This is a genomic window from Streptomyces carminius (assembly GCF_002794255.1).
Taxonomy (GTDB): domain Bacteria; phylum Actinomycetota; class Actinomycetes; order Streptomycetales; family Streptomycetaceae; genus Streptomyces; species Streptomyces carminius.
This window is the reverse complement of record NZ_PGGW01000067.1, coordinates 1-21999: the sequence shown is the minus strand read 5'-3', so window position 1 is coordinate 21999 and position 21999 is coordinate 1. Positions and strand designations below refer to the sequence as shown.

At 72.7% G+C, this 21999-nt stretch carries 18 protein-coding genes and 2 rRNA genes; 6 read left to right on the top strand and 14 right to left on the bottom strand.

The window, feature by feature from the left end; translation table 11 throughout:
* Nucleotides 1-26: 26 nt before the first annotated feature.
* Both CUT44_RS24420 and CUT44_RS24415 read right to left on the bottom strand, forming a co-directional pair.
* Nucleotides 27-674, bottom strand: coding sequence for an NUDIX domain-containing protein (locus tag CUT44_RS24420; RefSeq protein ID WP_100204105.1), 648 nt, complete (start codon nt 672-674; stop codon nt 27-29).
* A 3-nt stretch (nt 675-677) separates the two neighbouring features.
* A complete protein-coding gene (locus CUT44_RS24415; protein WP_100204104.1) occupies nt 678-2372 on the bottom strand; it encodes a CTP synthase in 1695 nt (564 codons plus the stop codon).
* Nucleotides 2373-2859: 487 nt separating this feature from the next.
* Between CUT44_RS24415 and CUT44_RS24410 the strand changes: the two genes are divergently transcribed.
* Nucleotides 2860-4665, top strand: coding sequence for a glycoside hydrolase family 15 protein (locus tag CUT44_RS24410; protein WP_100204426.1), 1806 nt, complete (start codon nt 2860-2862; stop codon nt 4663-4665).
* 161 nt (nt 4666-4826) lie between these two features.
* Nucleotides 4827-5864 (top strand): LacI family DNA-binding transcriptional regulator, encoded by a 1038-nt coding sequence (locus CUT44_RS24405; protein ID WP_233221629.1) that lies wholly within the window; start codon nt 4827-4829, stop codon nt 5862-5864.
* A 167-nt stretch (nt 5865-6031) separates the two neighbouring features.
* Here CUT44_RS24405 and recN read toward each other — a convergent pair whose 3' ends face one another.
* From recN to CUT44_RS24385, 4 genes are all read right to left on the bottom strand, one after another.
* Entirely contained in the window at nt 6032-7783 is a 1752-nt protein-coding gene (recN, locus tag CUT44_RS24400; protein ID WP_100204102.1) for a DNA repair protein RecN, read from the bottom strand.
* A 98-nt stretch (nt 7784-7881) separates the two neighbouring features.
* Nucleotides 7882-8754: an NAD kinase gene (locus tag CUT44_RS24395; protein WP_233221667.1), complete on the bottom strand. Its 873-nt coding sequence runs from the start codon at nt 8752-8754 to the stop codon at nt 7882-7884.
* A 101-nt stretch (nt 8755-8855) separates the two neighbouring features.
* Complete coding sequence (locus tag CUT44_RS24390; RefSeq protein WP_100204100.1) at nt 8856-9686, bottom strand: TlyA family RNA methyltransferase; 831 nt, start codon at nt 9684-9686, stop codon at nt 8856-8858.
* 7 nt (nt 9687-9693) lie between these two features.
* The gene (locus tag CUT44_RS24385) at nt 9694-9990 is read right to left on the bottom strand and encodes a hypothetical protein (RefSeq protein ID WP_100204099.1); all 297 of its coding nucleotides are present in this window, start codon (nt 9988-9990) and stop codon (nt 9694-9696) included.
* Between the two features lie 66 nt (nt 9991-10056).
* Here CUT44_RS24385 and CUT44_RS24380 point away from each other — a divergent pair, with 66 nt between their 5' ends.
* Both CUT44_RS24380 and CUT44_RS24375 read left to right on the top strand, forming a co-directional pair.
* Nucleotides 10057-10404, top strand: coding sequence for an SCP2 sterol-binding domain-containing protein (locus tag CUT44_RS24380; RefSeq protein ID WP_100204098.1), 348 nt, complete (start codon nt 10057-10059; stop codon nt 10402-10404).
* A gap of 61 nt (nt 10405-10465) precedes the next feature.
* Nucleotides 10466-11212, top strand: coding sequence for a class I SAM-dependent methyltransferase (locus tag CUT44_RS24375; RefSeq protein ID WP_100204425.1), 747 nt, complete (start codon nt 10466-10468; stop codon nt 11210-11212).
* A 66-nt stretch (nt 11213-11278) separates the two neighbouring features.
* Here the strand turns inward: CUT44_RS24375 and CUT44_RS24370 are convergent, their stop codons facing one another.
* The 3 genes from CUT44_RS24370 to CUT44_RS24360 form a co-directional block, all read right to left on the bottom strand.
* The gene (locus CUT44_RS24370; protein WP_233221666.1) at nt 11279-12067 is read right to left on the bottom strand and encodes an ABC transporter ATP-binding protein; all 789 of its coding nucleotides are present in this window, start codon (nt 12065-12067) and stop codon (nt 11279-11281) included.
* Nucleotides 12068-12228: 161 nt separating this feature from the next.
* The gene (locus CUT44_RS24365) at nt 12229-13251 is read right to left on the bottom strand and encodes a FecCD family ABC transporter permease (RefSeq protein ID WP_233221628.1); all 1023 of its coding nucleotides are present in this window, start codon (nt 13249-13251) and stop codon (nt 12229-12231) included.
* Nucleotides 13252-13331: 80 nt separating this feature from the next.
* Nucleotides 13332-14351 carry a FecCD family ABC transporter permease gene (locus CUT44_RS24360; RefSeq protein WP_100204096.1) on the bottom strand — a complete coding sequence of 340 codons (1020 nt, stop codon included), beginning with the start codon at nt 14349-14351 and terminating at the stop codon, nt 13332-13334.
* Nucleotides 14352-14399: 48 nt separating this feature from the next.
* Between CUT44_RS24360 and CUT44_RS24355 the strand changes: the two genes are divergently transcribed.
* A complete protein-coding gene (locus CUT44_RS24355; RefSeq protein WP_100204095.1) occupies nt 14400-15467 on the top strand; it encodes an ABC transporter substrate-binding protein in 1068 nt (355 codons plus the stop codon).
* 109 nt (nt 15468-15576) lie between these two features.
* Here the strand turns inward: CUT44_RS24355 and CUT44_RS24350 are convergent, their stop codons facing one another.
* A complete protein-coding gene (locus CUT44_RS24350; protein ID WP_100204094.1) occupies nt 15577-16659 on the bottom strand; it encodes an HAD hydrolase-like protein in 1083 nt (360 codons plus the stop codon).
* Nucleotides 16660-16740: 81 nt separating this feature from the next.
* Between CUT44_RS24350 and CUT44_RS24345 the strand changes: the two genes are divergently transcribed.
* On the top strand, nt 16741-18075 hold the full coding sequence (locus CUT44_RS24345) for a DUF1015 family protein (protein WP_408646800.1): 1335 nt from the start codon (nt 16741-16743) through the stop codon (nt 18073-18075).
* Nucleotides 18076-18145: 70 nt separating this feature from the next.
* Here CUT44_RS24345 and CUT44_RS33635 read toward each other — a convergent pair whose 3' ends face one another.
* The 4 genes from CUT44_RS33635 to CUT44_RS24330 all read right to left on the bottom strand — a co-directional run.
* Nucleotides 18146-18925: a tetratricopeptide repeat protein gene (locus tag CUT44_RS33635; RefSeq protein WP_233221665.1), complete on the bottom strand. Its 780-nt coding sequence runs from the start codon at nt 18923-18925 to the stop codon at nt 18146-18148.
* Nucleotides 18907-20034 (bottom strand): hypothetical protein, encoded by a 1128-nt coding sequence (locus CUT44_RS34600; protein WP_199185826.1) that lies wholly within the window; start codon nt 20032-20034, stop codon nt 18907-18909. Before CUT44_RS34600 ends, CUT44_RS33635 begins: the two co-directional genes overlap by 19 nt.
* A gap of 217 nt (nt 20035-20251) precedes the next feature.
* A 5S ribosomal RNA gene (gene rrf, locus CUT44_RS24335) occupies nt 20252-20368 on the bottom strand.
* 108 nt (nt 20369-20476) lie between these two features.
* Nucleotides 20477-21999: ribosomal RNA gene (locus CUT44_RS24330) — 23S ribosomal RNA — on the bottom strand; the annotation flags it as partial.

The window sequence follows — 21999 nt, the reverse complement described above, 5'->3', positions numbered from 1 at the left end:
ACGGGACGGGACGGGGCGGGACGGCCTCAGGCCCGGAACGGCCGGGCGGGCCAGGGGGCCTCGGCCGGACGGAGGGCGTCCAGGCCCGCCGGGCCGCCGGCCCGGGCGGCGCTCAGGGCCAGCACGCCGGAGGCCAGGCAGTTGTTGTGCAGGTCACCGGCCAGCACACCGCGGACCAGGTCCGCCAGCGGCACACGGGCCACCTCCATGTCGGCCTCCTCCTCCTCGGCGGCGAAGCGCTCGCCGTCGGCCTCGGACAGCCCGCGGGCCAGGAAGATCCGGATCGCCTCGTCGGTGCCGCCCGGCGAGGAGTACAGGTCGACCAGCACCCGCCAGTCCCCGGCCTTGACGTGCGCCTCCTCGTACAGCTCGCGGCGGGCGGCGGCCAGCGGGTTCTCGCCGGGGACGTCGAGCAGCCCGGCGGGGATCTCCCACAGCTTGTGGCGCACCGGGTGCCGGTACTGGTTGAGGACCAGCACCCGGTCCCGCTCGTCCAGCGCGAGGACGGCCACCGAGCCGGGATGCACCTGGTAGTCGCGGGTCGCCGCGGAGCCGTCCGGCATCACCACACGGTCGGTGCGCACACTGGTCTTGTTGCCGGTGAAGGGCGTCTCACTGGAGACCACCTTCCACTGGACCGGGGTGTCCCGCAGGCGCCCGTCGTTCTCCGCCACGGCTCAGACCCCCTCGGTCACGGCGGTGCCCGCCGTGGTGTCCGCGCCGGCGCCGGCACCCTGCCGCCGCTCGACCGCCGCCTTCACCAGGCCGGCGAAGAGCGGATGCGGACGGGTGGGCCGGGAACGCAGCTCGGGATGGGCCTGGGTGGCCACCAGGTAGGGGTGGACCTCGCGCGGGTACTCCACGTACTCCACCAGCTTGTTGTCCGGGGAGGTGCCGGAGAAGACCAGCCCGGTCTTCTCCAGCTCGGCGCGGTAGCGGTTGTTGACCTCGTACCGGTGGCGGTGGCGCTCCTCGACGTACGGCTCGCCGCCGTACACCTCGCGCACGATCGACCCCTCGGCGAGCCTGGCCGGATACATGCCCAGCCGCATGGTGCCGCCCATGTCGCCCTCACCGGCGACGATCTCCAGCTGCTCCTCCATCGTGGAGATCACCGGATGGGGCGCGGCCCGGTCGAACTCGGTGGAGTTGGCGCCCTCGACGCCCGCCAGGTTCCGGGCCGCCTCGATCACGATGCACTGCAGTCCCAGGCACAGGCCCAGCAGCGGAACGCCGTTCTCGCGGGCGTAGGTGATCGCCGCCACCTTGCCCTCCACCCCGCGCTCGCCGAAGCCGCCGGGGATGCAGACCGCGTCCACGTCGCCGAGCTGTCGCTTCGCCCCGCCGGGGACCCGGCAGTCGTCGGAGGTGACCCACTTGATCCGCACCCGGGCGTTGTTGGCGAAGCCGCCCGCGCGCAGCGCCTCGGTGACCGACAGGTAGGCGTCGGGCAGGTCGATGTACTTGCCGACCAGCGCGACGGTGACCTCGTGCTCGGGCTGGTGGACGCGGCGCAGCAGGTCGTCCCAGCGGGTCCAGTCCACGTCCCGGAAGGGCAGGCCCATCCGGCGCACCACGTAGGCGTCCAGGCCCTCGCCGTGCAGCACCCGGGGGATGTCGTAGATGGAGGGGGCGTCCTTGCAGGCCACCACCGCCTCCTCGTCCACGTCGCACATCAGCGAGACCTTGCGCTTGATGGAGACGGGCACGTCGCGGTCGGCGCGCAGCACGATCGCGTCGGGCTGGATGCCGATGTTGCGCAGGGCGGCCACCGAGTGCTGGGTGGGCTTGGTCTTCAGCTCCCCGGAGGGGCCGATGTAGGGCAGCAGCGAGATGTGGACGACGAAGACGTTGTCGCGGCCCACCTCGTGCCGCACCTGGCGCACCGCCTCCAGGAACGGCAGCGACTCGATGTCGCCGACCGTGCCGCCGACCTCGGTGATCACCACGTCCACGTCCTCGGTGGCCATCCGGCGGATGCGGTGCTTGATCTCGTTGGTGATGTGCGGGATCACCTGCACCGTGTCGCCCAGGTACTCGCCGCGCCGCTCCTTGGCGATCACCGTGGAGTACACCTGGCCGGTGGTGACGTTCGCCGAGCCGTCGAGGTCGACGTCGAGGAAGCGCTCGTAGTGGCCGATGTCCAGGTCCGTCTCGGCGCCGTCGTTGGTGACGAACACCTCACCGTGCTGGAAGGGGTTCATCGTGCCGGGGTCGACGTTGAGGTACGGATCCAGCTTCTGCATCGTGACCCGCAGCCCCCGCGCCTTGAGCAGCGCGCCGAGGCTGGAGGCGGTGAGCCCCTTGCCGAGCGAGGAGGCGACACCCCCCGTGACGAAGAGGTGCTTGGTCGTCATGGATTTGGGCGGCATGGCCAAGAGGGGGCTCCCGTGGTCGCGTGGTGACATGCGCTCCGGCGCCCCGGCCGGTGGGGGGTGCCGTCGCTGCGGTTCGGGGGTTGTTGTGCCCTCCGCTCCACGGGCTACCAGGGTATCAGCGGCGGACCGGGGACGCCGATGCGGCGCCCCGCGGACCGGAACATGACACAGTGGGCGGACGCGCGCGGGGCGGGGCGGCGGACCGCCGCGTCCCCGGCCGGGGACCCCGGACACGGGCACCGTGTACGAACGCCGTGTCCGGGCAGGGCGTTCGTACAGGGTGCGGCCGTGCCCCGGCGCCTCCCCCGCCGATACGCGATAGTGGTCACCCGGAAGGGTCCGTCGGCCCTAAGGTGACCTCGGCGCGGCCCTTCGGCGGCGTCGTATCCTGCTCAGACTGTCCGCACAGGTCTCCCCCGTGCGGCAGGACGGAAAACCGCGCGTCCCACGGGGCGTAGCCACTGTTCGACTGGAGATGCTCGTGGCCGGGCGCATCGAGGATTACGCACTCATCGGGGACATGCAGACCGCCGCCCTGGTCTGCCGGGACGGGGCGGTGGACTGGCTCTGCCTGCCCCGGTTCGACTCCCACGCCGTCTTCGCCGGGCTCCTGGGCACCGAGGAGCACGGCTTCTGGCGGCTGGGCCCCGCACATGCCGCCGGCCAGCAGCCGCCGCCCGCCACCCGGCGCCGTTACCGGGGCGACTCCCTGGTCCTGGAGTCGGAGTGGGACACCCCCCGCGGCACGGTGCGGGTGATCGACTTCATGCCGCCGCGTGAGCACCACGCCCCGCAGCTGGTGCGCGTCGTGGAAGGTGTCAGCGGCCGGGTGCCGATGCGCTCGGCGCTGCGGATGCGGTTCTCCTACGGCCAGATCGTCCCGTGGGTGCACAAGGTGGACGGCCGCACCGTCGCCGTCGCCGGACCCGACTCCGTCTGGGTGGACAGCGAGGTCGACACCTACGGCGAGAACCTGACCACCTACGCCGACTTCACCGTCGCCCCGGGCGACCGGGTCGCCATGACGATCAGCTGGCAGCCCTCCCACAACGGTCCCCCGCCCCTCGCGGACCCGGAGGCGGCGCTGGCCGCGACCGAGGAGTTCTGGCGCGGCTGGGTGGCGCACTGCACGTACCACGGCCCGTACCGGGAGGCGGTCGTCCGCTCCCTGATCACGCTGAAGGCGCTCACCTACGGCCCCACCGGCGGCATCGTCGCCGCCCCCACCACCTCGCTGCCCGAGCACATCGGCGGGGTCCGCAACTGGGACTACCGCTTCACCTGGCTGCGCGACGCGGCGATCACCCTCTCCTCGCTGCTGCGCACCGGCTACCGCGAGGAGGCGCTGGCCTGGCGGGAGTGGCTGCTGCGCGCGGTCGCCGGGGACCCGGAGAACCTCCAGATCATGTACGGCATCGCGGGCGAGCGCGAACTGGGCGAGACGGAGCTGTCCTGGCTGCCCGGCTACGAGAACTCCCAGCCGGTGCGGGTCGGCAACGGCGCGGCCGGCCAGCTCCAGCTCGACGTCTACGGCGAGACCATCGAGGCGCTGCACCTGGCCCACATGACCGGGCTGGCCCGCAACGACTACGCCAGTCTGCTCCAGATCAAGCTGATCAGCTATCTGGAGGACCACTGGACGGACCCGGACGAGGGCATATGGGAGGTGCGCGGGCCGCGCCGGCACTTCGTGCACTCCAAGGTCATGGCGTGGGTCGCGGTGGACCGCACGATCCGCCTGATCGAGTCCGGCGAGGCCCACGGTCCGCTGGAGCGGTGGCGCGAGCTGCGCGACACGATCCACCGGGACGTCTGCGAGAAGGGCTACGACCCCGAGCGCAACACTTTCACCCAGTCCTACGGATCGACGGAGCTGGACGCCGCGCTGCTGCTCATCCCGCAGGTGGGCTTCCTGCCCCCGGACGACAAGCGGGTCATCGGCACCATCGAGGCCATCCAGCGCGAGCTGTCCACTCCGGACGGCTTCGTGATGCGCTACCCGACGGCGGGCGAGCAGGAGGGCCTGGACGGGCTGGAGGGCGACGAGGGCGCGTTCCTGGCCTGCTCGTTCTGGCTGGCCGACGACCTGGCGATGATCGGCCGGGTCGAGGAGGCGCGCAAGCTGTTCGAGAAGCTGCTCTCCCTCCGGAACGACCTGGGGCTGCTCGCCGAGGAGTGGGACTCCCGGCTCCAGCGCCAGGTGGGCAACTTCCCGCAGGCGTTCAGCCATGTGCCCCTGATCGACACGGCCCTGCGACTGACGGCCTCGGGCGCGTACGGCGGCTGACTGCGTCTGACCGCTACAGGGTGTGGCAGGGTGCGGCCCCGCTCCGGGCGGGGCCGCACCCTGCCACACCTGGGTGAGAGCGCTCTCAGCGGATGTCCTGCACACTGTCGGCCGTTGGCGGTAGCGTCGTGGCTCCCGGAGAAGAGTTAAGGAGTGTCCCCGTGCACGGTTCCCGGCCCACCCTCGAAGCGGTCGCCGCCCACGCCGGTGTCTCCCGCGCCACCGTGTCGCGGGTGGTCAACGGGGGCGAGGGGGTACGCAAGGCGCTCCGCGACCGGGTCCAGGCGTCGGTGGCCGCGCTCGGCTACGTCCCCAACCGCGCGGCCCGCAGCCTGGTCACCCGCCGTACGGGCGCCGTGGCCGTGGTGATCGCCGAGCCGGAGACCAGGGTGTTCTCCGATCCCTTCTTCGCCCAGCAGCTGCGCGGCATCAGCCGGGAGCTGTCCGCGTGCGACCTGCAGCTCGTCCTGCTCCTGCTGGAGGGACGCACCAACCACGACCGCATCGGACGCTATCTGGCGGGCGGACACGTGGACGGCGCGCTGATGTTCTCGCTGCACCGCGACGATCCCCTGCCGTCGATGGCCGGCGCCACCGGCCTGCCCACCGTCTTCGGCGGACGGCCGGGCTGGCCCGGCGCCGAGGACGACCCGGACCTGCTCTATGTGGACACCGACAATCGCGGCGGCGCCCGTCAGGCGGTGACACACCTGCTGGAACGGGGACGGCGGCGGATCGCCGTGATCACCGGTCCGCTGGACCAGACCTCCGCCCAGGACCGGCTCGACGGCTACCACGACGCCCTCGGGGCGGCCGGGGCCGATCCGGCACTGGTCGCCCACGGCCACTTCACGGCCGAGGGCGGCGAGCGGGCCATGGCCGAACTGCTGGACCGCCGCCCCGATCTGGACGCGGTGTTCGCCTGCAACGACCTGATGGCCTCCGGAGCGCTGCGGACACTGCGCGCCCGGGGCCGGCGGGTGCCCGAGGACGTCGCGGTGGTCGGCTACGACGACCTGGAGGCCGCCTGGGCCGATCCGGCACTGACCACCGTCCGCCAGGACGTCCAGGGGATGGGGCGGATGATGGCCGGTCTGCTGCTGCGGCGGCTGGGACTGGCCGCGGACGGCGTCCCGCCCGCCGGGCCCCTGGCCCCGGTCGTCACTCCCGCCAAGCTGGTGGTCCGCGACTCCAGCTGACGCCCGCCGGCGGCCGCCGGCGGGCGCGCACCCCGGCGTACGGCACCCGGGCGGTGTGCCGCGTCCAGGATGCCGGCTTTCCCCTCCGCCGCACGCAGACCGATCGGGTGATGACAAAAGAAACCGGCCGTACCGCCGCGGGCGGTACGGCCGGTACGGGCACCGGGTCAGATGCTGGTGCGGGCCGCCTCCAGCAACTCCTCGGCATGGGCGCGGGCGAGCCTGGAGTCCTCCTGCCCGGCGAGCATCCGGGACAGCTCGCGCACCCGCTCCTCGCCTTCGAGGGTCTTCACCCCGCTGCGCGTCACCGAGCCGTCGGAGGTCTTCTCCACCAGCAGGTGCCGGTCGGCGAACGCCGCCACCTGCGGCAGATGGGTGACCACCACGACCTGCGCGGACCTCGCCAGCCGGGCCAGCCGCCGGCCCACCTCCACCGCCGCCTTCCCGCCGATGCCGGCGTCCACCTCGTCGAAGAGGTAGGTCGGCACCGGGGCGGCGCCCGCGAAGACGACCTCGATGGCGAGCATCACCCGGGACAGCTCACCGCCGGAGGCGCCCTTGGCGATCGGGCGCGGCGGCGCCCCGGGATGCGGGGCGAGCAGCAGCTCGACCTCGTCCGCGCCGTGCGGGCCGAAGGTGACGGGCCGTCCGTCCACCTCGATGCCCGACTCCGCGTCGGCGCTCTCCTGCTGCCGCACCTCGACGGTGATACGGGCGTGCGGCATGGCCAGTTCGGCCAGCTCCGCGGTGACCGCGTCGGCGAACCGCTTGGCCGCCTCCCGCCGGGCGTCCGTCAACCGCTGGGCGAGGGCGGCCAGTTCGGCACGGAGAGCGTCGCGTTCGGCGGTCAGCCCGCCGATCCGGTCGTCGTCGCCCTCGAGTTCGGCGAGCCGGGCGGCGCTCTCCTGTGCCCAGGCCAGTACGGCGGCGGTGTCCTCGCCGTACTTGCGGGTGAGGTGGGCGAGCACGGACCGCCGCTCCTCCACCGCGGCCAGCCGCAGCGGGTCGGCGTCCAGGTCGTCGGCGTAGCCCGCCAGCTCGCCGGCCACGTCCCCCAGCAGGATGCCCACCTCACCCAGCCGGTCGGCCAGCACCGCCAGCGCCGGGTCGTGCGCCCGTACGGCCTCCAGCGCCCGCTGGGCACCGGCGACCAGGGCGGTGGCGTCCACCGCCTCGGGGTCGGCCGGGTCCCCGATCAGCGCCCCGTGGGCGGTGGCGGCGGCCGAGGCCAGGGCCTCGGCGTGGCCCAGCCGTTCGGCCTCGGCGGCCAGTTCGGCGTCCTCACCGGGCCGCGGTCCGGCGGCGGCGATCTCCTCCAGACCGAAGCGCAGCAGATCGGCCTCCTGGGCGCGCTCCCGGGCCTGCTCGGTCAGTTCGGCCAGCTCGGCCGAGACCGCCCGCAGCCGCCGGTACGCCTCGGTGTACCCGGCCAGCGGCTCCGAGACCGCCTCACCCGCGTACCTGTCCAGCGCCCCGCGCTGCCGGGCCGGGCGCAGCAGCCCCTGCTGGTCGCTCTGCCCGTGCACCGCTATCAGGTCCTCGCCGAGCTCCGCCAGCAGCCCGACGGGCACCGTACGGCCGCCGACGTGGGCGCGTGACCGGCCCTCCGCCGAGATCGTCCGGCTGACCAGCAGCTCGCCGTCGTCCAGTTCCGCGCCCGCCTCCTGTGCCCGGTGCGCGGCGAAGGCGTCCGGCGGCAGCGCGATCCGGCCCTCCACCACGGCGGCCCGCGCGCCCGCGCGCACCAGCGCCGCGTCGGCGCGGCCGCCGAGCAGCAGTCCCAGACTGGTGACGACCATGGTCTTGCCCGCGCCGGTCTCGCCGGTCACCGCGGTGAAGCCGGGGGACAGCTCGACGACGGCGTCATCGATCACGCCCAGGGCCCGAATCCGCATTTCCTCCAACACGGATACGACCATACGAGGTTCTCCGGCCGGATCCCCACCCGCGGTCGACACCGGTGTGCTTCCCGGCGGGCGGCCGGGCGGTCCGGCGGGCACCCGGGTGGGGGTGCGGCTCAGTGCGGCGCCCCGCGCCATCCGGCCACCGGGAGCGCGAACTTGGCCACCAGCCGGTCGGCGAAGGAGGCGTGGTGCAGCCGCGCCAGCCGCACCGGTACCGCGCCGCGCCGTACCTCCACCCGGGCGCCCGCCGGAAGCTCCACGGAGCGCCGTCCGTCGCACCACAGCACCCCGTTCGGGGTCTGCGGCTGCACCTCCACGGCGAGCACCGCCTCCGGCGTGGTGACCAGGGGCTTGGTGAACAGCGCGTGGGCGCTGATGGGCACCATCAGCAGCGCCTCGACCTCGGGCCAGACCACGGGGCCGCCGGCCGAGAAGGCATAGGCGGTGGAACCGGTGGGCGTGGCGCACACCACTCCGTCGCAGCCGAACCGGGAGACCGGGCGGCCGTCGATCTCCATGACGACCTCCAGCATGCGCTCCCGGGCCGCCTTCTCCACCGCCGCCTCGTTCAGCGCCCAGTCGCGGTGCACGATCCGGCCGTCGGTGCGGACGAGCACGTCGATGGTCATCCGCTCCTCGACCTCGTAGGAGCGGTCGACGACCCGGCGCACGACCTTGTCCAGGTCGTCGCGCTCGGCCTCGGCGAGGAAACCGACCCGGCCGAGGTTGACGCCCAGCAGCGGCACCCCCGACGCCCGGGCGAACTCCGCGCCGCGCAGCAGCGTCCCGTCCCCGCCCAGGACGACCAGCAGCTCGCAGCCGTCGACGGCGCACTCCCCGGCCTCGACGGTGCGCACCGACGGCGGCAGGGTCAGGTCGGCGGCCTCCTCGGCCAGGACGCGCACCCCGATGCCGTTGCGCAGCAGCCCCTGGACGACGAGCTCGGCGCTGCGGAGCGCGGCCGGGCGGCCGGTGTGGGTGAGCAGGAAGACGGTCCGTCCGTCGCCGGAGGCGTCCGGGACGTGTTCGGCGTATTCGAGGCGTTCGGGGTGCTCGGGGTGTTCGGGGTGCTCGGCGTTCCGCGTGGTCACTGGGGGCCCTCCGCCACGGCTCGGTCGACGTCGGCCGGGTCCAGTTCGGGTGCCCCGGCACGCAGCCACAGGAAGTACTCGACGTTACCGGAGGGTCCCGGGAGCGGGCTCGCGATCACTCCGAGTACGCCAAAACCCAGTCCGGCGGCCTGCCCCGCCACGGTACGGACCGCCTCGGCGCGCAGGGCCGGGCTACGGACCACTCCCCCGCTGCCCAGCCGCTCCCGGCCGACCTCGAACTGCGGCTTGACCATCAGCACCAGATCGGCGTCCGGGGCGGCGCAGCGCGCCAGGGCGGGCAGCACCAGGCCGAGCGGGATGAAGGACAGATCCCCGACGACCAGGTCCACCGGCTCGCCGCCGATCAGCTCCAAGGTCAGCTCGCGGACGTTGGTGCGGTCCCGCACCACGACCCGCTCGTCGTTGCGCAGCGACCAGGCGAGCTGCCCGTAACCGACGTCCACGGCGGTCACCCGGGCGGCTCCGGCGCGCAGCAGGACGTCGGTGAAGCCGCCGGTGGAGGCCCCGGCGTCCAGGGCCCGCCGTCCGGCCACCGCCAGCCCCTCCGGCATGAACGCCGCCAGGGCGCCGGCCAGCTTGTGCCCGCCGCGCGAGACGTAGCCCGGGTCGCCGGCGTCCTCGGCCACCACGATGGCCGCGCCGGTCTCCACCTGGGTGGCGGGCTTGGTCGCGACGGTGCCGCCGACGGTGACCCGGCCGGCGGCGATGAGCGTACTGGCCTGCTCGCGCGAGCGGGCCAGCTTGCGGCGCACCAGTTCGGCGTCGAGCCGGCCGCGCCGGCCGCGCTGGTTTCGTGACGCTGCCACCTGCGGTTCAGCTCCCGGGGTCGTGCGGCGGGGTGTGCGGTGCGCCGGGCGCGGGCGGCCCGGGGCGCTGGTCGAGCGCGTTCAGCGTGTCGCGCAGCCCGCGGTGCACGTCCTCGTACACCCCCAGGTGGTCGGAGACGGCGAGGCGGTCGGCGTCCGCCAGGCGGCGCAGCCCGGCGTCCACCGCCGCGTGCCCGGTGGGGGTCACCCCGACCCCCAGGGGCCGGGGCCCGCCGTCGGGCTCCGGCCCCGCGCCCGGTTCCGTGCCCGCCTCCGGCTCCGTGCCGGACATCGGTTCTTCCATGGCCCCGACGCTATCGCGCCCGGCGCCCTCCTCGACGGGGACTCCCCCTGCGGTACGGTCGGGGGAATGGCGACCCTGGAGCAGTGCCGCGCGGCGTTGGACCGGCTGGCGGAGAACCTGGCGGAGGCCGACGACGACGTCCGCGGCGCCACCGCCCTGGAGCGTTCGGTCAGCTGCCATCTCACCGATCTGGACACCACCCTCACCGGCCGGCTCGTCCACGGCCGCATCGAGGACGTGACCACCTCGGCCGGGCCGCCCGCCGGGCGCGCCCAGATCAGGCTGGCCATGACCAGCGACGACCTGGTCTCCCTGGTGGAGGGCAGGCTGAACTTCGCCCGGGCCTGGGCCCGGGGCCGGGTCAAGCTGGAGGCGGGCCTGCGGGACCTGCTGCGGCTGCGCTCGCTGCTGTGACTGTGAGCGCCGGGCCGGAAAAGGCGCTGTGGGCGGCGGGCCGGAGGACGACGATGGCCGTATGACGACCACCCCGCACGCCCGGTCCTTCGACGCGGCCGCCGCCCTGTACGCCGCGAACCGCCCCTCGTACCCACCCGCCCTGCTCGACACCGTGGAGCGGCTCACGGGCCGCCCCCTGGCCGGTGCCCGGACCGCGGACGTCGGCGCCGGCACCGGGATCCTCACCGCCCTGCTTCACGACCGGGGCGCCCGGGTGATCGCCGTGGAGCCCGGCGACGGCATGGCCGCCGAGTTCCGCCGTTTCCTGCCCGGCGTCCCGGTCGTACGCGGCGACGGCAACCGCCTTCCGCTGGCCGCCGGCTCCCTCGACCTGGTCACCTACGCCCAGTCCTGGCACTGGACCGATCCGGACCGGTCGCTCCCCGAGGCCTTCCGCGTCCTGCGTCCCGGCGGCGCCCTGGCCGTCGTGCGCAACGACTCCGACGAATCCGTCCCATGGATCGCCGAGCAGACCGCCCGGCTGCGCCGCTACTTCGGCGCCGGGGAGAAGGACGCGGAGGCGGCCGTCGCCCGCTCCCTGCCCACCGGACGGCCGGGCTTCACCACCCGGCGGGTGCGCTGGTCCCGGCAGGTGTCGCTGGAGACGCACCTGGCCCACCTGGCCAGTTTCTCCGACTTCCTCGTCCTCGGCCCGGAGCGCACCGGAGCCTTCCTCGCCCGGGAGCGCGAGCGGCTGGGCGCGCTCTTCCCCGACGGGACGGTCGAGGAGGTCTACCTCGCCTCCGCGAGCGTCGCCGTGCGCTGAGGGATGCGGCCGGTTCGGCCGGTTCGGCCATACCGGGGTGATCCCGGCAGCGGCCCGCCTCACCGTCTACCGGGCCGGGCGCGGGCGCCGCGCCGCGGGCACCACCAGCGGCGTCCCCGTCTCGGGGTCGTCGATGACCTGGCAGCGCAGCCCGAAGACCCGCTCCACCAGTTCGGCCGTGACGATCTCCCCCGGCGGACCCTCGGCGACCACCTCGCCGTCGCGCATCGCGATCAGATGGGTGGCGTAGCGGGCCGCGTGGTTGAGGTCGTGCAGGACGGCCACCAGAGTGCGGCCCTCCTCCTCGTGCAGCCGGGCGCACAGGTCGAGGACGTCGATCTGGTGCTGGATGTCGAGGTACGTCGTCGGCTCGTCCAGCAGCAGCAGCGGGGTCTGCTGGGCGATGGCCATGGCGATCCACACCCGCTGCCGCTGTCCGCCCGACAGCTCGTCCACGTACCGCCCGGCCAGAGTGTCGACACCGGTGGCGGCCATCGACTCGGCCACGATCCGCTCGTCCTCCTGAGACCACTGCCGCAGCAGGCCCTGGTGCGGGTAGCGGCCGCGGGCCACCAGTTCGGCGACGGTGATGCCGTCGGGGGCGATGGAGGACTGCGGCAGCAGCCCGAGGGTGCGGGCCGCCTGCTTGGCGGGCAGCGTCCCGATGCTCCGGCCGTCCAGCAGCACCGACCCGGCGGCCGGTTTCAGCATCCGGGCCAGCGCCCGCAGCAGGGTGGACTTGCCGCAGGCGTTCGGCCCGACGACCACGGTGAAGGACCGGTCGGGGATCCGCACCGACAGCCGCTCGGCGATGACCCGCTGGTCGTAGGCGAGGATGACGTCCTCGGCGGCCAGCCGGGACGCGGGCGGTCCGGCGTCCTCGCCGCGTGGTCCGCCGGCGGCCCCGGCGGGGTGCCGGGCGGGTGCCCGGTGGGCTGTCCGGTCGGCCTGCTTCGTGAACACGTTCTCTCCTCCGGGTCCCTCCTGGGCGGTCCTCCACCGACCGTCCGGGCGCGTCATATCCGGCCCGCCCGGCGCTCGGCGACCAGCAGCCACAGCAGGTAGCCGCCGCCGAGCACCGCCGTGAGCACACCGACCGGCAGCCGGTCGGCGCCGAAGGCGTTCTGCGCCGCCCAGTCGGCGGTGACCAGCAGCAGGGCGCCCATGCACGCCGAGGGCAGCAGGTTCGGGCCGGGCGCCCGGGTCAGGCGGCGGGCGAGCTGGGGCGCGGTGAGGGCGACGAAGGCGATCGGCCCGGCCGCGGCGGTGGCGGCGGCGGTCAGCAGGACGGCGGTGAGAACCGCCAGCAGCCGGGTCCGCTCCACCCGCACCCCGAGCGCGCACGCGCTGTCGTCGCCCATCTCCAGCGTCCGCAGCGGGCGTCCCATGACGAGCACGGCCGGTACCAGTACCGCGCAGACCCCCAGCAGCGGCCAGGCCTGCGCCCAGCCGCGCCCCTCCAGGGAGCCGGTGATCCACAGGGTGGCGCGGGTGGCGTCGACGATGTCGGCCCGGGTGAGCAGGTAGCCGTTGGCGGCGCTGAGCATCGCGGCGGCGCCGATGCCGACCAGGACCAGGCGGTAGCCGTGGCTGCCGCGCCGCCAGGCCAGCAGGTAGACGGCGACCCCGGTGGCCAGTCCGCCGGCGATCGCGCCGCCCGCCACCGCGTGGGTGCCGCCGTCGAACAGCACGATGACGGTGAGCGCTCCGGCCGCCGAGCCCTGGCCGAAGCCGAGGATGTCCGGACTGCCCAGCGGGTTGCGGGAGACGGACTGGAAGACCGCGCCCGCCAGGCCCAGCCCCACCCCGACGCACAGCGCGACCAGTACCCGCGGCAGCCGCAGCTCGTTGACGATGAAGGTGTGGGCGGTGCCGCCCCGTCCGGCCAGGACGCGCAGCACCTCGCCGGGCGGGATCGCGAAGTCGCCGGTGCCGATGAGCACCACGCCCATCGCCAGGGCGGCCAGCGCCAGCAGCAGGCCGACCAGCACCGCGCGCGGGAGGATTCGCACCGACAGACCGCCGCGGGTGCGCAGCACGGCCCCCGCTGGGCGTGGCGGGCACTGCGGGCCCCCGGGGTCTCCCGTGCGCGCCGACCGCTCGGGACTCGTCACGGGCGTCACGGCTGGGCCACCCTTCTGCGGCGTACCAGGTGGAGGAAGACCGGCCCGCCCACGAGCACGGTCACGATCCCCACCTGCAGTTCGGACGGCCGGGCCACGACCCGGCCGAGGATGTCGGACCCCAGCAGCAGCACGGGCGAGAGCACCGTGGCGTACGGCAGCAGCCAGCGCAGATCGGGGCCGGTGAGGGCACGCACCAGGTGCGGCACCAGCAGCCCGACGAACACGATCGGCCCGCAGGCAGCGGTCGCGGCGCCGCACAGCAGGGTGATGGCGACCATCGCGCCCACCCGGGTGCGGCCGAGGTCGGCGCCGAGCGCACGGGCGGTGTCGTCGCCGAGGGCCACCGCGTTGAGCGGCCGGGCCAGCAGCAGCGCCAGCAGGATCCCGGTGCCGATGAACGGCAGCACCTGCCGGACCACCGAGGCGTCGGCGGTCGCCAGCGAACCGACCGTCCAGAAGCGCATCCGGTCCAGCGCCGCGGTGTCCAGCAGTTCGATCGCCTGCACATAGCCGTACAGCGCGGCGGACACGGCCGTACCGGCGAGCACCAGCCGCACCGGGGTGGCGCTGCGGCTGCCGCCGAGCGCGTACACCAGCGCCGAGACGGCGGCGGCCCCCGCGAAGGCGAACCACACGTAGCCGGTGAGCGAGGTGATCCCCAGGAAGCCGATGGCGGTGACGACGGCGGCGGAGGCCCCGGCGTTGACGCCGAGCAGCCCGGGGTCCGCGAGCGGATTGCGGGTGAGCGCCTGCATCACGGCGCCCGCCAGCCCGAGCCCGGCGCCGACGAGCAGGCCGAGGACGGTGCGCGGCAGCCGCAGGTCCCGGACGACCACATCGGTGTCGCTGCCGGTGTAGTGGAACAGCCCGTGCCAGACCTGTTCCGGGGGGATCTGTTTGGCCCCGACCGCGATGCTCGCGGCCGTCACCAGCAGCAGCGCGCCGCAGGCGGCCAGCAGCCCTGCCGTGCGGACCGCGTTCCGCCGCTGTCGGGGGGCGCTGTCTTTCAACACGAACGTTAGGTTAGCCTACCCTCAATTCCAGCCAGCACGGAGATCACCATGAACGACCCCGGCCCCCTGTCTCCCGCCGTCCCGGCCTCCCGTCCGTCCCGCCGGCTGTCCCGCCGCGGCCTCCTCGCCGCGGGCGGTGCCCTCGGCCTGGGCGCCTTCCTCACCGCCTGCGGCGACGAGGGCGGCTCGTCCGGCTCCTCGGAAGGCGGAGCCTCGAAGCAGGGCTCCGGCTCCTGGTCGTTCGAGGACGACCGGGGTGAGACCGTCAAGGCGGACAGCACCCCGAAGAAGATCGTCGCCTTCACCGGCACCGCCGCCGCCCTGCACGACTACGGCGTCGAGTGCACCGGTGTCTTCGGCCCCACCAGGTTGGCGAACGGCGAGCCCGACCCGCAGGCCGGTGAACTCGACGTCGACAAGGTGACCGTCCTCGGCAACGTCTGGGGGGAGTTCAACGTCGAGAAGTACGCCGCCCTCGGCCCGGAACTGCTGGTCACGAACATGTACGAGCAGGACGCCCTGTGGTACGTCCCCGACGAGAGCAAGGACAAGATCCTCTCCCTCGCCCCCAGCGTGGGCATCATGGTGGCCCGCACCTCCCTCAGCGACGTCCTCGGCCGCTACACCGCCCTGGCGTCCTCCCTGGGCGCCGACCTGAAGGCGCGGAAGGTCACCGACGCGAAGAAGAGCTTCGAGGACGCCTCCGAGCGGCTGCGCCGGGCCGCCAAGGGCAAGCGCGGTCTGAAGGTCCTGGCCGCCTCCGCCTCCGCGGACCTGCTCTACGTCTCCGACCCGGCCGCCTACGCCGACCTGACGTACTTCAAGGAGCTCGGTGTCGAGCTGATCACCCCCGGCAAGACCGAGGGCGGCTTCTTCGAGAACCTCAGCTGGGAGAACGCCGACAAGTACCGGGCCGACGTCATCCTGCTGGACAACCGCACTTCCGCGCTCCAGCCCGAGGCCCTCACCGGCAAGCCCACCTGGACCCGGCTGCCCGCCGTCAAGGCCGACCAGGTCGTGCCCTGGGCCAGCGAGCCCCGCTTCTCCCACGCCGGGTGCGCGCCCCTCATCGACGCCCTGGCCGAGGCCCTGGAAGGCGCGGAGAAGACCGTCTGAGCCAATCCGCGGCCGGCCGCGCGGCGGAGCCCCGTCGCGGCCGGCCCGGCACCGGCACCACCACCGGCCCGACGGCTTCCCGCCGGGCCGGTCCGCGGCAGTCCCCGGTTCACAGCAGGCCGAGGACGGCCAGCTCCTTCTCGGCCCCCGGCCGGTCGAAGGTGCCCTCTCCCGCGTCCGTCCAGGCGGCGGCGCACAGCGCCCGCAGCCCGTCCAGCGGATCCGCCGAGTCACCGCCCCCGCCCGCCAGCCGCAGCTCGCCGTCCTCCACCGAGGCGGTCCAGCCGCCGCACTCGAAACCGTCCCGGCCACCGTCGCCCGACTCCGCCACCGCCGGCTGCGCCCGGTGCAGATCCCGCAGATCGGCCGCCACGTAGGTCGGCCGGTGCGCGGGCGGCGCGGCCAGCAGCTGTGCCGCGTCCGTCACCCCGGTCAGCACCAGCAGCGAGTCCACCCCGCCCGCGTGGGCGCCCTCGATGTCGGTGTCCAGCCGGTCCCCGACCACCAGCGGCCGCTTCGCGCCCGTGCGCAGGACCGTCTCGCGGTGCATCGGCGGCAGCGGCTTGCCCGCCACTCTCGGCTCCGGCGCCGGGCGCATCCACCGCGTCGCGATCCGCACCGCCTCCACGGCCGCGCCGTTGCCCGGGGCGATGCCCCGCCCGCTGGGGATCGTCAGGTCGGTGTTGGACGCGAACCACGGCAGCCCGCGCCCCACCGCGATCGCCGCCTCCGCCAGCCGCCCCCACGGCATTCCCGGGCCGCCGTAGCCCTGGACGACCGCCACCGGCGCGTCGTCCGCCGACTCCACCGGCTCCAGCCCGCGCTCGCGCAGCGCCACCACCAGCCCCTCACCACCCACGCACAGCACCCGCGAACCGGCGGGCAGTTCCTCGGCGATCATCCGCGCCACCGCCTGCGCCGAGGTGACCACCTCCGCCGGCTCCGCGGGCACCCCGAGTTCGGTCAGATGCCCGGCGACGGTCGCGGGGGTGCGTGCCGCGTTGTTCGTCACATACGCCAGCCGCATCCCGGCCTCCCGGGCCGCGGCGAGTGCCTCGACCGCGTGCCGGACCGCCTCACCGCCCGCGTAGACCACGCCGTCCAGGTCGAGCAGCGCCGTGTCGTACACCGCGGCAAGCGGCTCCGCGCAGCTCTCGGGCCGGGTACGTGTCGGACGGTCGGAACCGGTCATCGTCTTCTCGCTCCTCGTGCTCACGGGCCGTACTCCCCCGATCATCCCGCACCCCGCGGTGCGGCATAACATGCACCAATGCTGCGATCCACGGGCCCCGAACACCCCTCGGGCGGCCTCCGCCTCGCCCCCTTCCGCGGCCTGCGCTACGCCCCCGACCGGGTCGGCAGCCTGGCCGCCGTGACCTCCCCGCCGTACGACGTCGTGGTCCGTCCCGACGGACTGCACCACCTCCAGACCGCCGATCCCCACAACATCGTCCGGCTGATCCTGCCGGAGGCCGCCGACCCCGCCGTCCGCCACCGGCAGGCCGCGGACACCCTGCGCCGCTGGACGGCCGACGGCGTCCTGGTCCGCGACCCCCGCCCGGCCGTCTACGTCTACGAGCAGCGCCGGGGAGACCTCCTCCAGCGCGGCCTGATCGGCGCCCTGCGCCTGTCCCCGCCCGAGGACGGCGTCGTGCTGCCCCACGAGGACGTGATGCCGGAGATCGTCGAGGAGCGCGCGGCCCTGATGCGCGCCACCGGCGCCAACCTGGAGCCGCTGCTGCTGTCGTACCGCGGCGACGGCGGCGACACCGAGGAGGGCGCCGGGGGAGGCGCCACCGCCGTCGTCGAACGCGCCGTCACCGGCACCCCGCTGCTCGCCACGGTCACCGAGGACGGCTTCGCGCACCGGCTGTGGTCGGTCACCGATCCCGGCGAGCTCGCCGGGATCGACCGCGACCTCGCCCGGCACCAGGCCCTCATCGCTGACGGCCACCACCGCTGGGCCACCTACCTGCGCCTCCGGGCCGAGCAGCACACCGGGTGCGCCGGTCGCACCGGATCCGCATCCGCCGGATTCTGGGACCGCGGCCTGGTGCTGCTGGTCGACACCGCCCGTCATCCGCTGCGGGTACAGGCCATCCACCGGGTTCTCCCCCGGCTGCCGGCCGCCGAGGCCCTCGCACGGCTGGACGGCACCTTCCGCACCCGCCCCGTCGGCGGGCCTCTCCCGCACGCCCTGCGCGTCCTGGCGGACACCCCCGGCAACGCCTTCCTGCTCGCCGGGAGCGGCGCCTTCCACCTGCTCCACGACCCGGACCCCGCACTGCTCGCCCGCACGATCCGCAGTGACCGCCCGGAGCGGTGGCGACGACTGGACGCCACCGTGCTGCACTCGGCCCTGCTGGACAGCGTCTGGCGGATCCCGGACCACTCCGGTGAGATCGGCTACCTCCACGACGCGGCGGATGCCGTGGCGCAGGCGGAGCGCCTGGAGGGCTCCGCGATCCTGATGCGCCCGGTCGACGAGGACACGGTCCGCGAACTGGCCCGGCAGGGCGTCACCATGCCCCGCAAGTCCACCTCCTTCGGGCCGAAGCCCGCCACCGGTCTGGTGCTGCGCACCCTCGAGAACGCCGGACACCGATAACGAACGAGGGCGGGGCACCGGTCCCTGTGGTCCCGGTGCCCCGCCCTCGGCGCATTGCCCCTCCGCGCGGTCAGTGTTCGCTCACGCCGTCCTCGTCGTCCCGGTCATCCCGCGGCCCTTCCGACCGGAGGCCCTCCGGCTCCGGCCCGCTGTCCCGCTCCGGCTTGCCCTCCCGGGACTCGTCTTCCTGGGGCTCGTCCTCCTGGTCGGCATCCGGATCGAGCGCGTCCACGAACTCCACCCCGTCCAGCTCGGCCAGCCGGTCCGACGCATCGGTCGTCCCGCCCTGGTCGGCCTCGATGGCCCTGGCGAACCACTCACGGGCCTCTTCCTCACGCCCCACGGCCAGCAGCGCGTCGGCGTACGCGTAGCGCAGCCGTGCCGTCCACGGCTGTACGGAGTGCGACGCCAGCTCGGGGCTCTGGAGCGTGACCACGGCGGCCTCGGCCTGACCCATGTCACGCCGCGCACCCGCTGCCACCAGCCGCATCTCCACCTGTCCGGCCTTGTCGAGCCTCTGCACCTCGGACTCACCCGCCATGGCGAGGGCCTTCTCCGGCCGGCCCAGACCGCGCTCGCAGTCGGCCATCACGGGCCACAGGTGGGAGGAACCGGTCATCCGCCGGGCCGCCCTGAACTCGGCCAGCGCCTCGGCATACTTCCCCACCCCGTAGGCGGCGAAGCCGGCCGCCTCGCGCACCGCGGCGACACGGGAGGCCAGCCGCAGCGCGATCCGCGCGTAGCCGTACGCCCTCTCCGGCTCCTCGTCCAGGAGCTTCGCCACCATCACGAGATTCTTGGCGACATCCTCGGCGAGCGTCTTGGGCAGGCTCATGAGCTCCTGCCGCACTTCCTTGTCCAGCTCGTAGCCGGTGACGTCCTCGGGAATCGGCAGCCGCCTGGGAGCGTCGCGGTCCTGACCGCGGTCACGTGGACGGTCGTCGCGCCGGTAGCCCCCACGTCCCTCGTCCCGCCGCTCCCGGTAACCTCCGCGGTCGTCACGTCCCCGTCCGCCGTAGGGTCGCCGCCCGCCCGAGTCATCGCCGTAGCGGCCACGGGGACGGTCACTCTGCGCACCCCGGGCACCCGAGTCGTCACGCCGGAAGTCCCGCCGCTCACCACGGTCCCGGTCCTGACCCCGCCCGAAGCCACCCCGCTCATCACCACGGCGATCGTCCCGCCGCTCACCACCACGGTCATCACGACGGTACGAGGAACGCTCACCACCGCGGTCATCACGGCGCTCACCACCGCGGTACGAGGGACGATCATCACGCCGCTCACCACCACGATCATCACGACGGTACGAAGAACGCTCATCCCGCCGGTCGTCGCGTCCCCGTCCGCCGTAGGGTCGCCGCCCGCCCGAGTCATCGCCGTAGCGGCCACGGGGACGGTCACTCTGCGCACCCCGGGCACCCGAGTCGTCACGCCGGAAGTCCCGCCGCTCACCACGGTCCCGGTCCTGACCCCGCCCGAAGCCACCCCGCTCATCACCACGGCGATCGTCCCGCCGCTCACCACCACGGTCATCACGACGGTACGAGGAACGCTCACCACCGCGGTCATCACGGCGCTCACCACCGCGGTACGAGGGACGATCATCACGACGGTACGAAGAACGCTCATGCGCGGGACGCTCCCCCCGCCAGTCACCGCGGCGGTCGTCATCACGACGGAACCCCCGACGATCGCCCTCAGGCCTGGAGCCCCGCTGATCCCCACGGTCGTGTCCCCGTGCACCCTGCCGATCACGGTCCTGACCGCGTCCGAAGCCGCCTCGCTCATCACCACGGCGCTCGTCACGACGCCTGTCGTCACGCTGGAAGTCTCGCCGCTCACCACGATCCCGGTCCTGACGGCCTCGGTCCTGACCACGGTTGAAACCGCCCCGCCCGTCACCCCGTCCGCCGTCGCGGCTGTCACCCCGACGAGGACCGCCACCTTGCCTGTCACCACCGCGCCTGTCACCACCGCTCTGGCGCTGCGGCCTGTCTGATCGCTCGGACCTACCGGGCCGTTCCTCGGGTGAGTTGGACATCGCCGTGGCTCCTGTCTTGGGGTATTACACGTTCATTCTTGCGCGCATCGAGCAATCAACGCGCTCTGCGGCAGACAAAAGAAAAGGGCCCCTGGTCCCAGCGTGCGCGCTGGGGCCAAGGGCCCTCCACGAATTGTTCGGCGGCGTCCTACTCTCCCACACGGTCCCCCATGCAGTACCATCGGCGCTGAAGAGCTTAGCTTCCGGGTTCGAAATGTAACCGGGCGTTTCCCCTTCGCCATGACCACCGAAACACCAATCGAGTGTTCCTAAGCCGACAAGCACACTGTTCACTTGGAAACTCGAAACCCACCGGAAACTGTTCGTTATCCGGGAACCGCACAGTGGACGCAAGCAGCCATGGACAAGTCCTCGGCCTATTAGTACCAGTCAACTCCACCCCTCACAGGGCTTCCATATCTGGCCTATCAACCCGGTCGTCTCCCGGGAGCCTTACCCCCTTCACGGGGTGGGAGTCCTCATCTCGAAGCAGGCTTCCCGCTTAGATGCCTTCAGCGGTTATCCCTCCCGAACGTAGCCAACCAGCCATGCCCTTGGCAGAACAACTGGCACACCAGAGGTCCGTCCGTCCCGGTCCTCTCGTACTAGGGACAGCCCTTCTCAAGACTCCTGCGCGCGCAGCGGATAGGGACCGAACTGTCTCACGACGTTCTAAACCCAGCTCGCGTACCGCTTTAATGGGCGAACAGCCCAACCCTTGGGACCGACTCCAGCCCCAGGATGCGACGAGCCGACATCGAGGTGCCAAACCATCCCGTCGATATGGACTCTTGGGGAAGATCAGCCTGTTATCCCCGGGGTACCTTTTATCCGTTGAGCGACGGCACTTCCACACGTAACCGCCGGATCACTAGTCCCTGCTTTCGCACCTGCTCGACCCGTCAGTCTCACAGTCAAGCTCCCTTGTGCACTTACACTCACCACCTGATGACCAACCAGGCTGAGGGAACCTTTGGGCGCCTCCGTTACCCTTTAGGAGGCAACCGCCCCAGTTAAACTACCCACCAGACACTGTCCCCGATCCGGATCACGGACCCAGGTTAGACATCCAGCACGACCAGAGTGGTATTTCAACAACGCCTCCACACACACTGGCGTGCATGCTTCACCGGCTCCCACCTATCCTACACAAGCCGAACCGAACACCAATATCAAGCTGTAGTAAAGGTCCCGGGGTCTTTCCGTCCTGCTGCGCGAAACGAGCATCTTTACTCGTAGTGCAATTTCACCGGGCCTGTGGTTGAGACAGTCGAGAAGTCGTTACGCCATTCGTGCAGGTCGGAACTTACCCGACAAGGAATTTCGCTACCTTAGGATGGTTATAGTTACCACCGCCGTTTACTGGCGCTTAAGTTCTCAGCCTCGCCCACCCGAAAGTGAGCTAACCGGTCCCCTTAACGTTCCAGCACCGGGCAGGCGTCAGTCCGTATACCTCGCCTTACGGCTTCGCACGGACCTGTGTTTTTAGTAAACAGTCGCTTCTCGCTGGTCTCTGCGGCCACACCCAGCTCACACCGCACGGGCGATCACCGGACATGGCCCCCCTTCTCCCGAAGTTACGGGGGCATTTTGCCGAGTTCCTTAACCACAGTTCACCCGAACGCCTCGGTATTCTCTACCAGACCACCTGAGTCGGTTTAGGGTACGGGCCGCCATGCAACTCGCTAGAGGCTTTTCTCGACAGCATAGGATCATCCACTTCACCACAACGGCTCGGCATCAGGTCTCACCCATGTAACGAGGGGCGGATTTACCTACCCCCCGGGCTACACCCTTACCCCGGGACAACCACCGCCCGGGCTGGACTACCTTCCTGCGTCACCCCATCACTCACCTACTACCGGATCGGACCGTCGGCTCCA

Coding starts and splice junctions, on each gene's coding strand:
- recN (WP_100204102.1), bottom strand. CDS start 7,783: ATGGTCGTATCCGTGTTGGAGGAAATGCGGATTCGGGCCCTGGGCGTG.
- CUT44_RS24350 (WP_100204094.1), bottom strand. CDS start 16,659: ATGACCGGTTCCGACCGTCCGACACGTACCCGGCCCGAGAGCTGCGCG.
- CUT44_RS24385 (WP_100204099.1), bottom strand. CDS start 9,990: ATGGAAGAACCGATGTCCGGCACGGAGCCGGAGGCGGGCACGGAACCG.
- CUT44_RS24375 (WP_100204425.1), top strand. CDS start 10,466: ATGACGACCACCCCGCACGCCCGGTCCTTCGACGCGGCCGCCGCCCTG.
- CUT44_RS24415 (WP_100204104.1), bottom strand. CDS start 2,372: ATGCCGCCCAAATCCATGACGACCAAGCACCTCTTCGTCACGGGGGGT.
- CUT44_RS24380 (WP_100204098.1), top strand. CDS start 10,057: ATGGCGACCCTGGAGCAGTGCCGCGCGGCGTTGGACCGGCTGGCGGAG.
- CUT44_RS24355 (WP_100204095.1), top strand. CDS start 14,400: ATGAACGACCCCGGCCCCCTGTCTCCCGCCGTCCCGGCCTCCCGTCCG.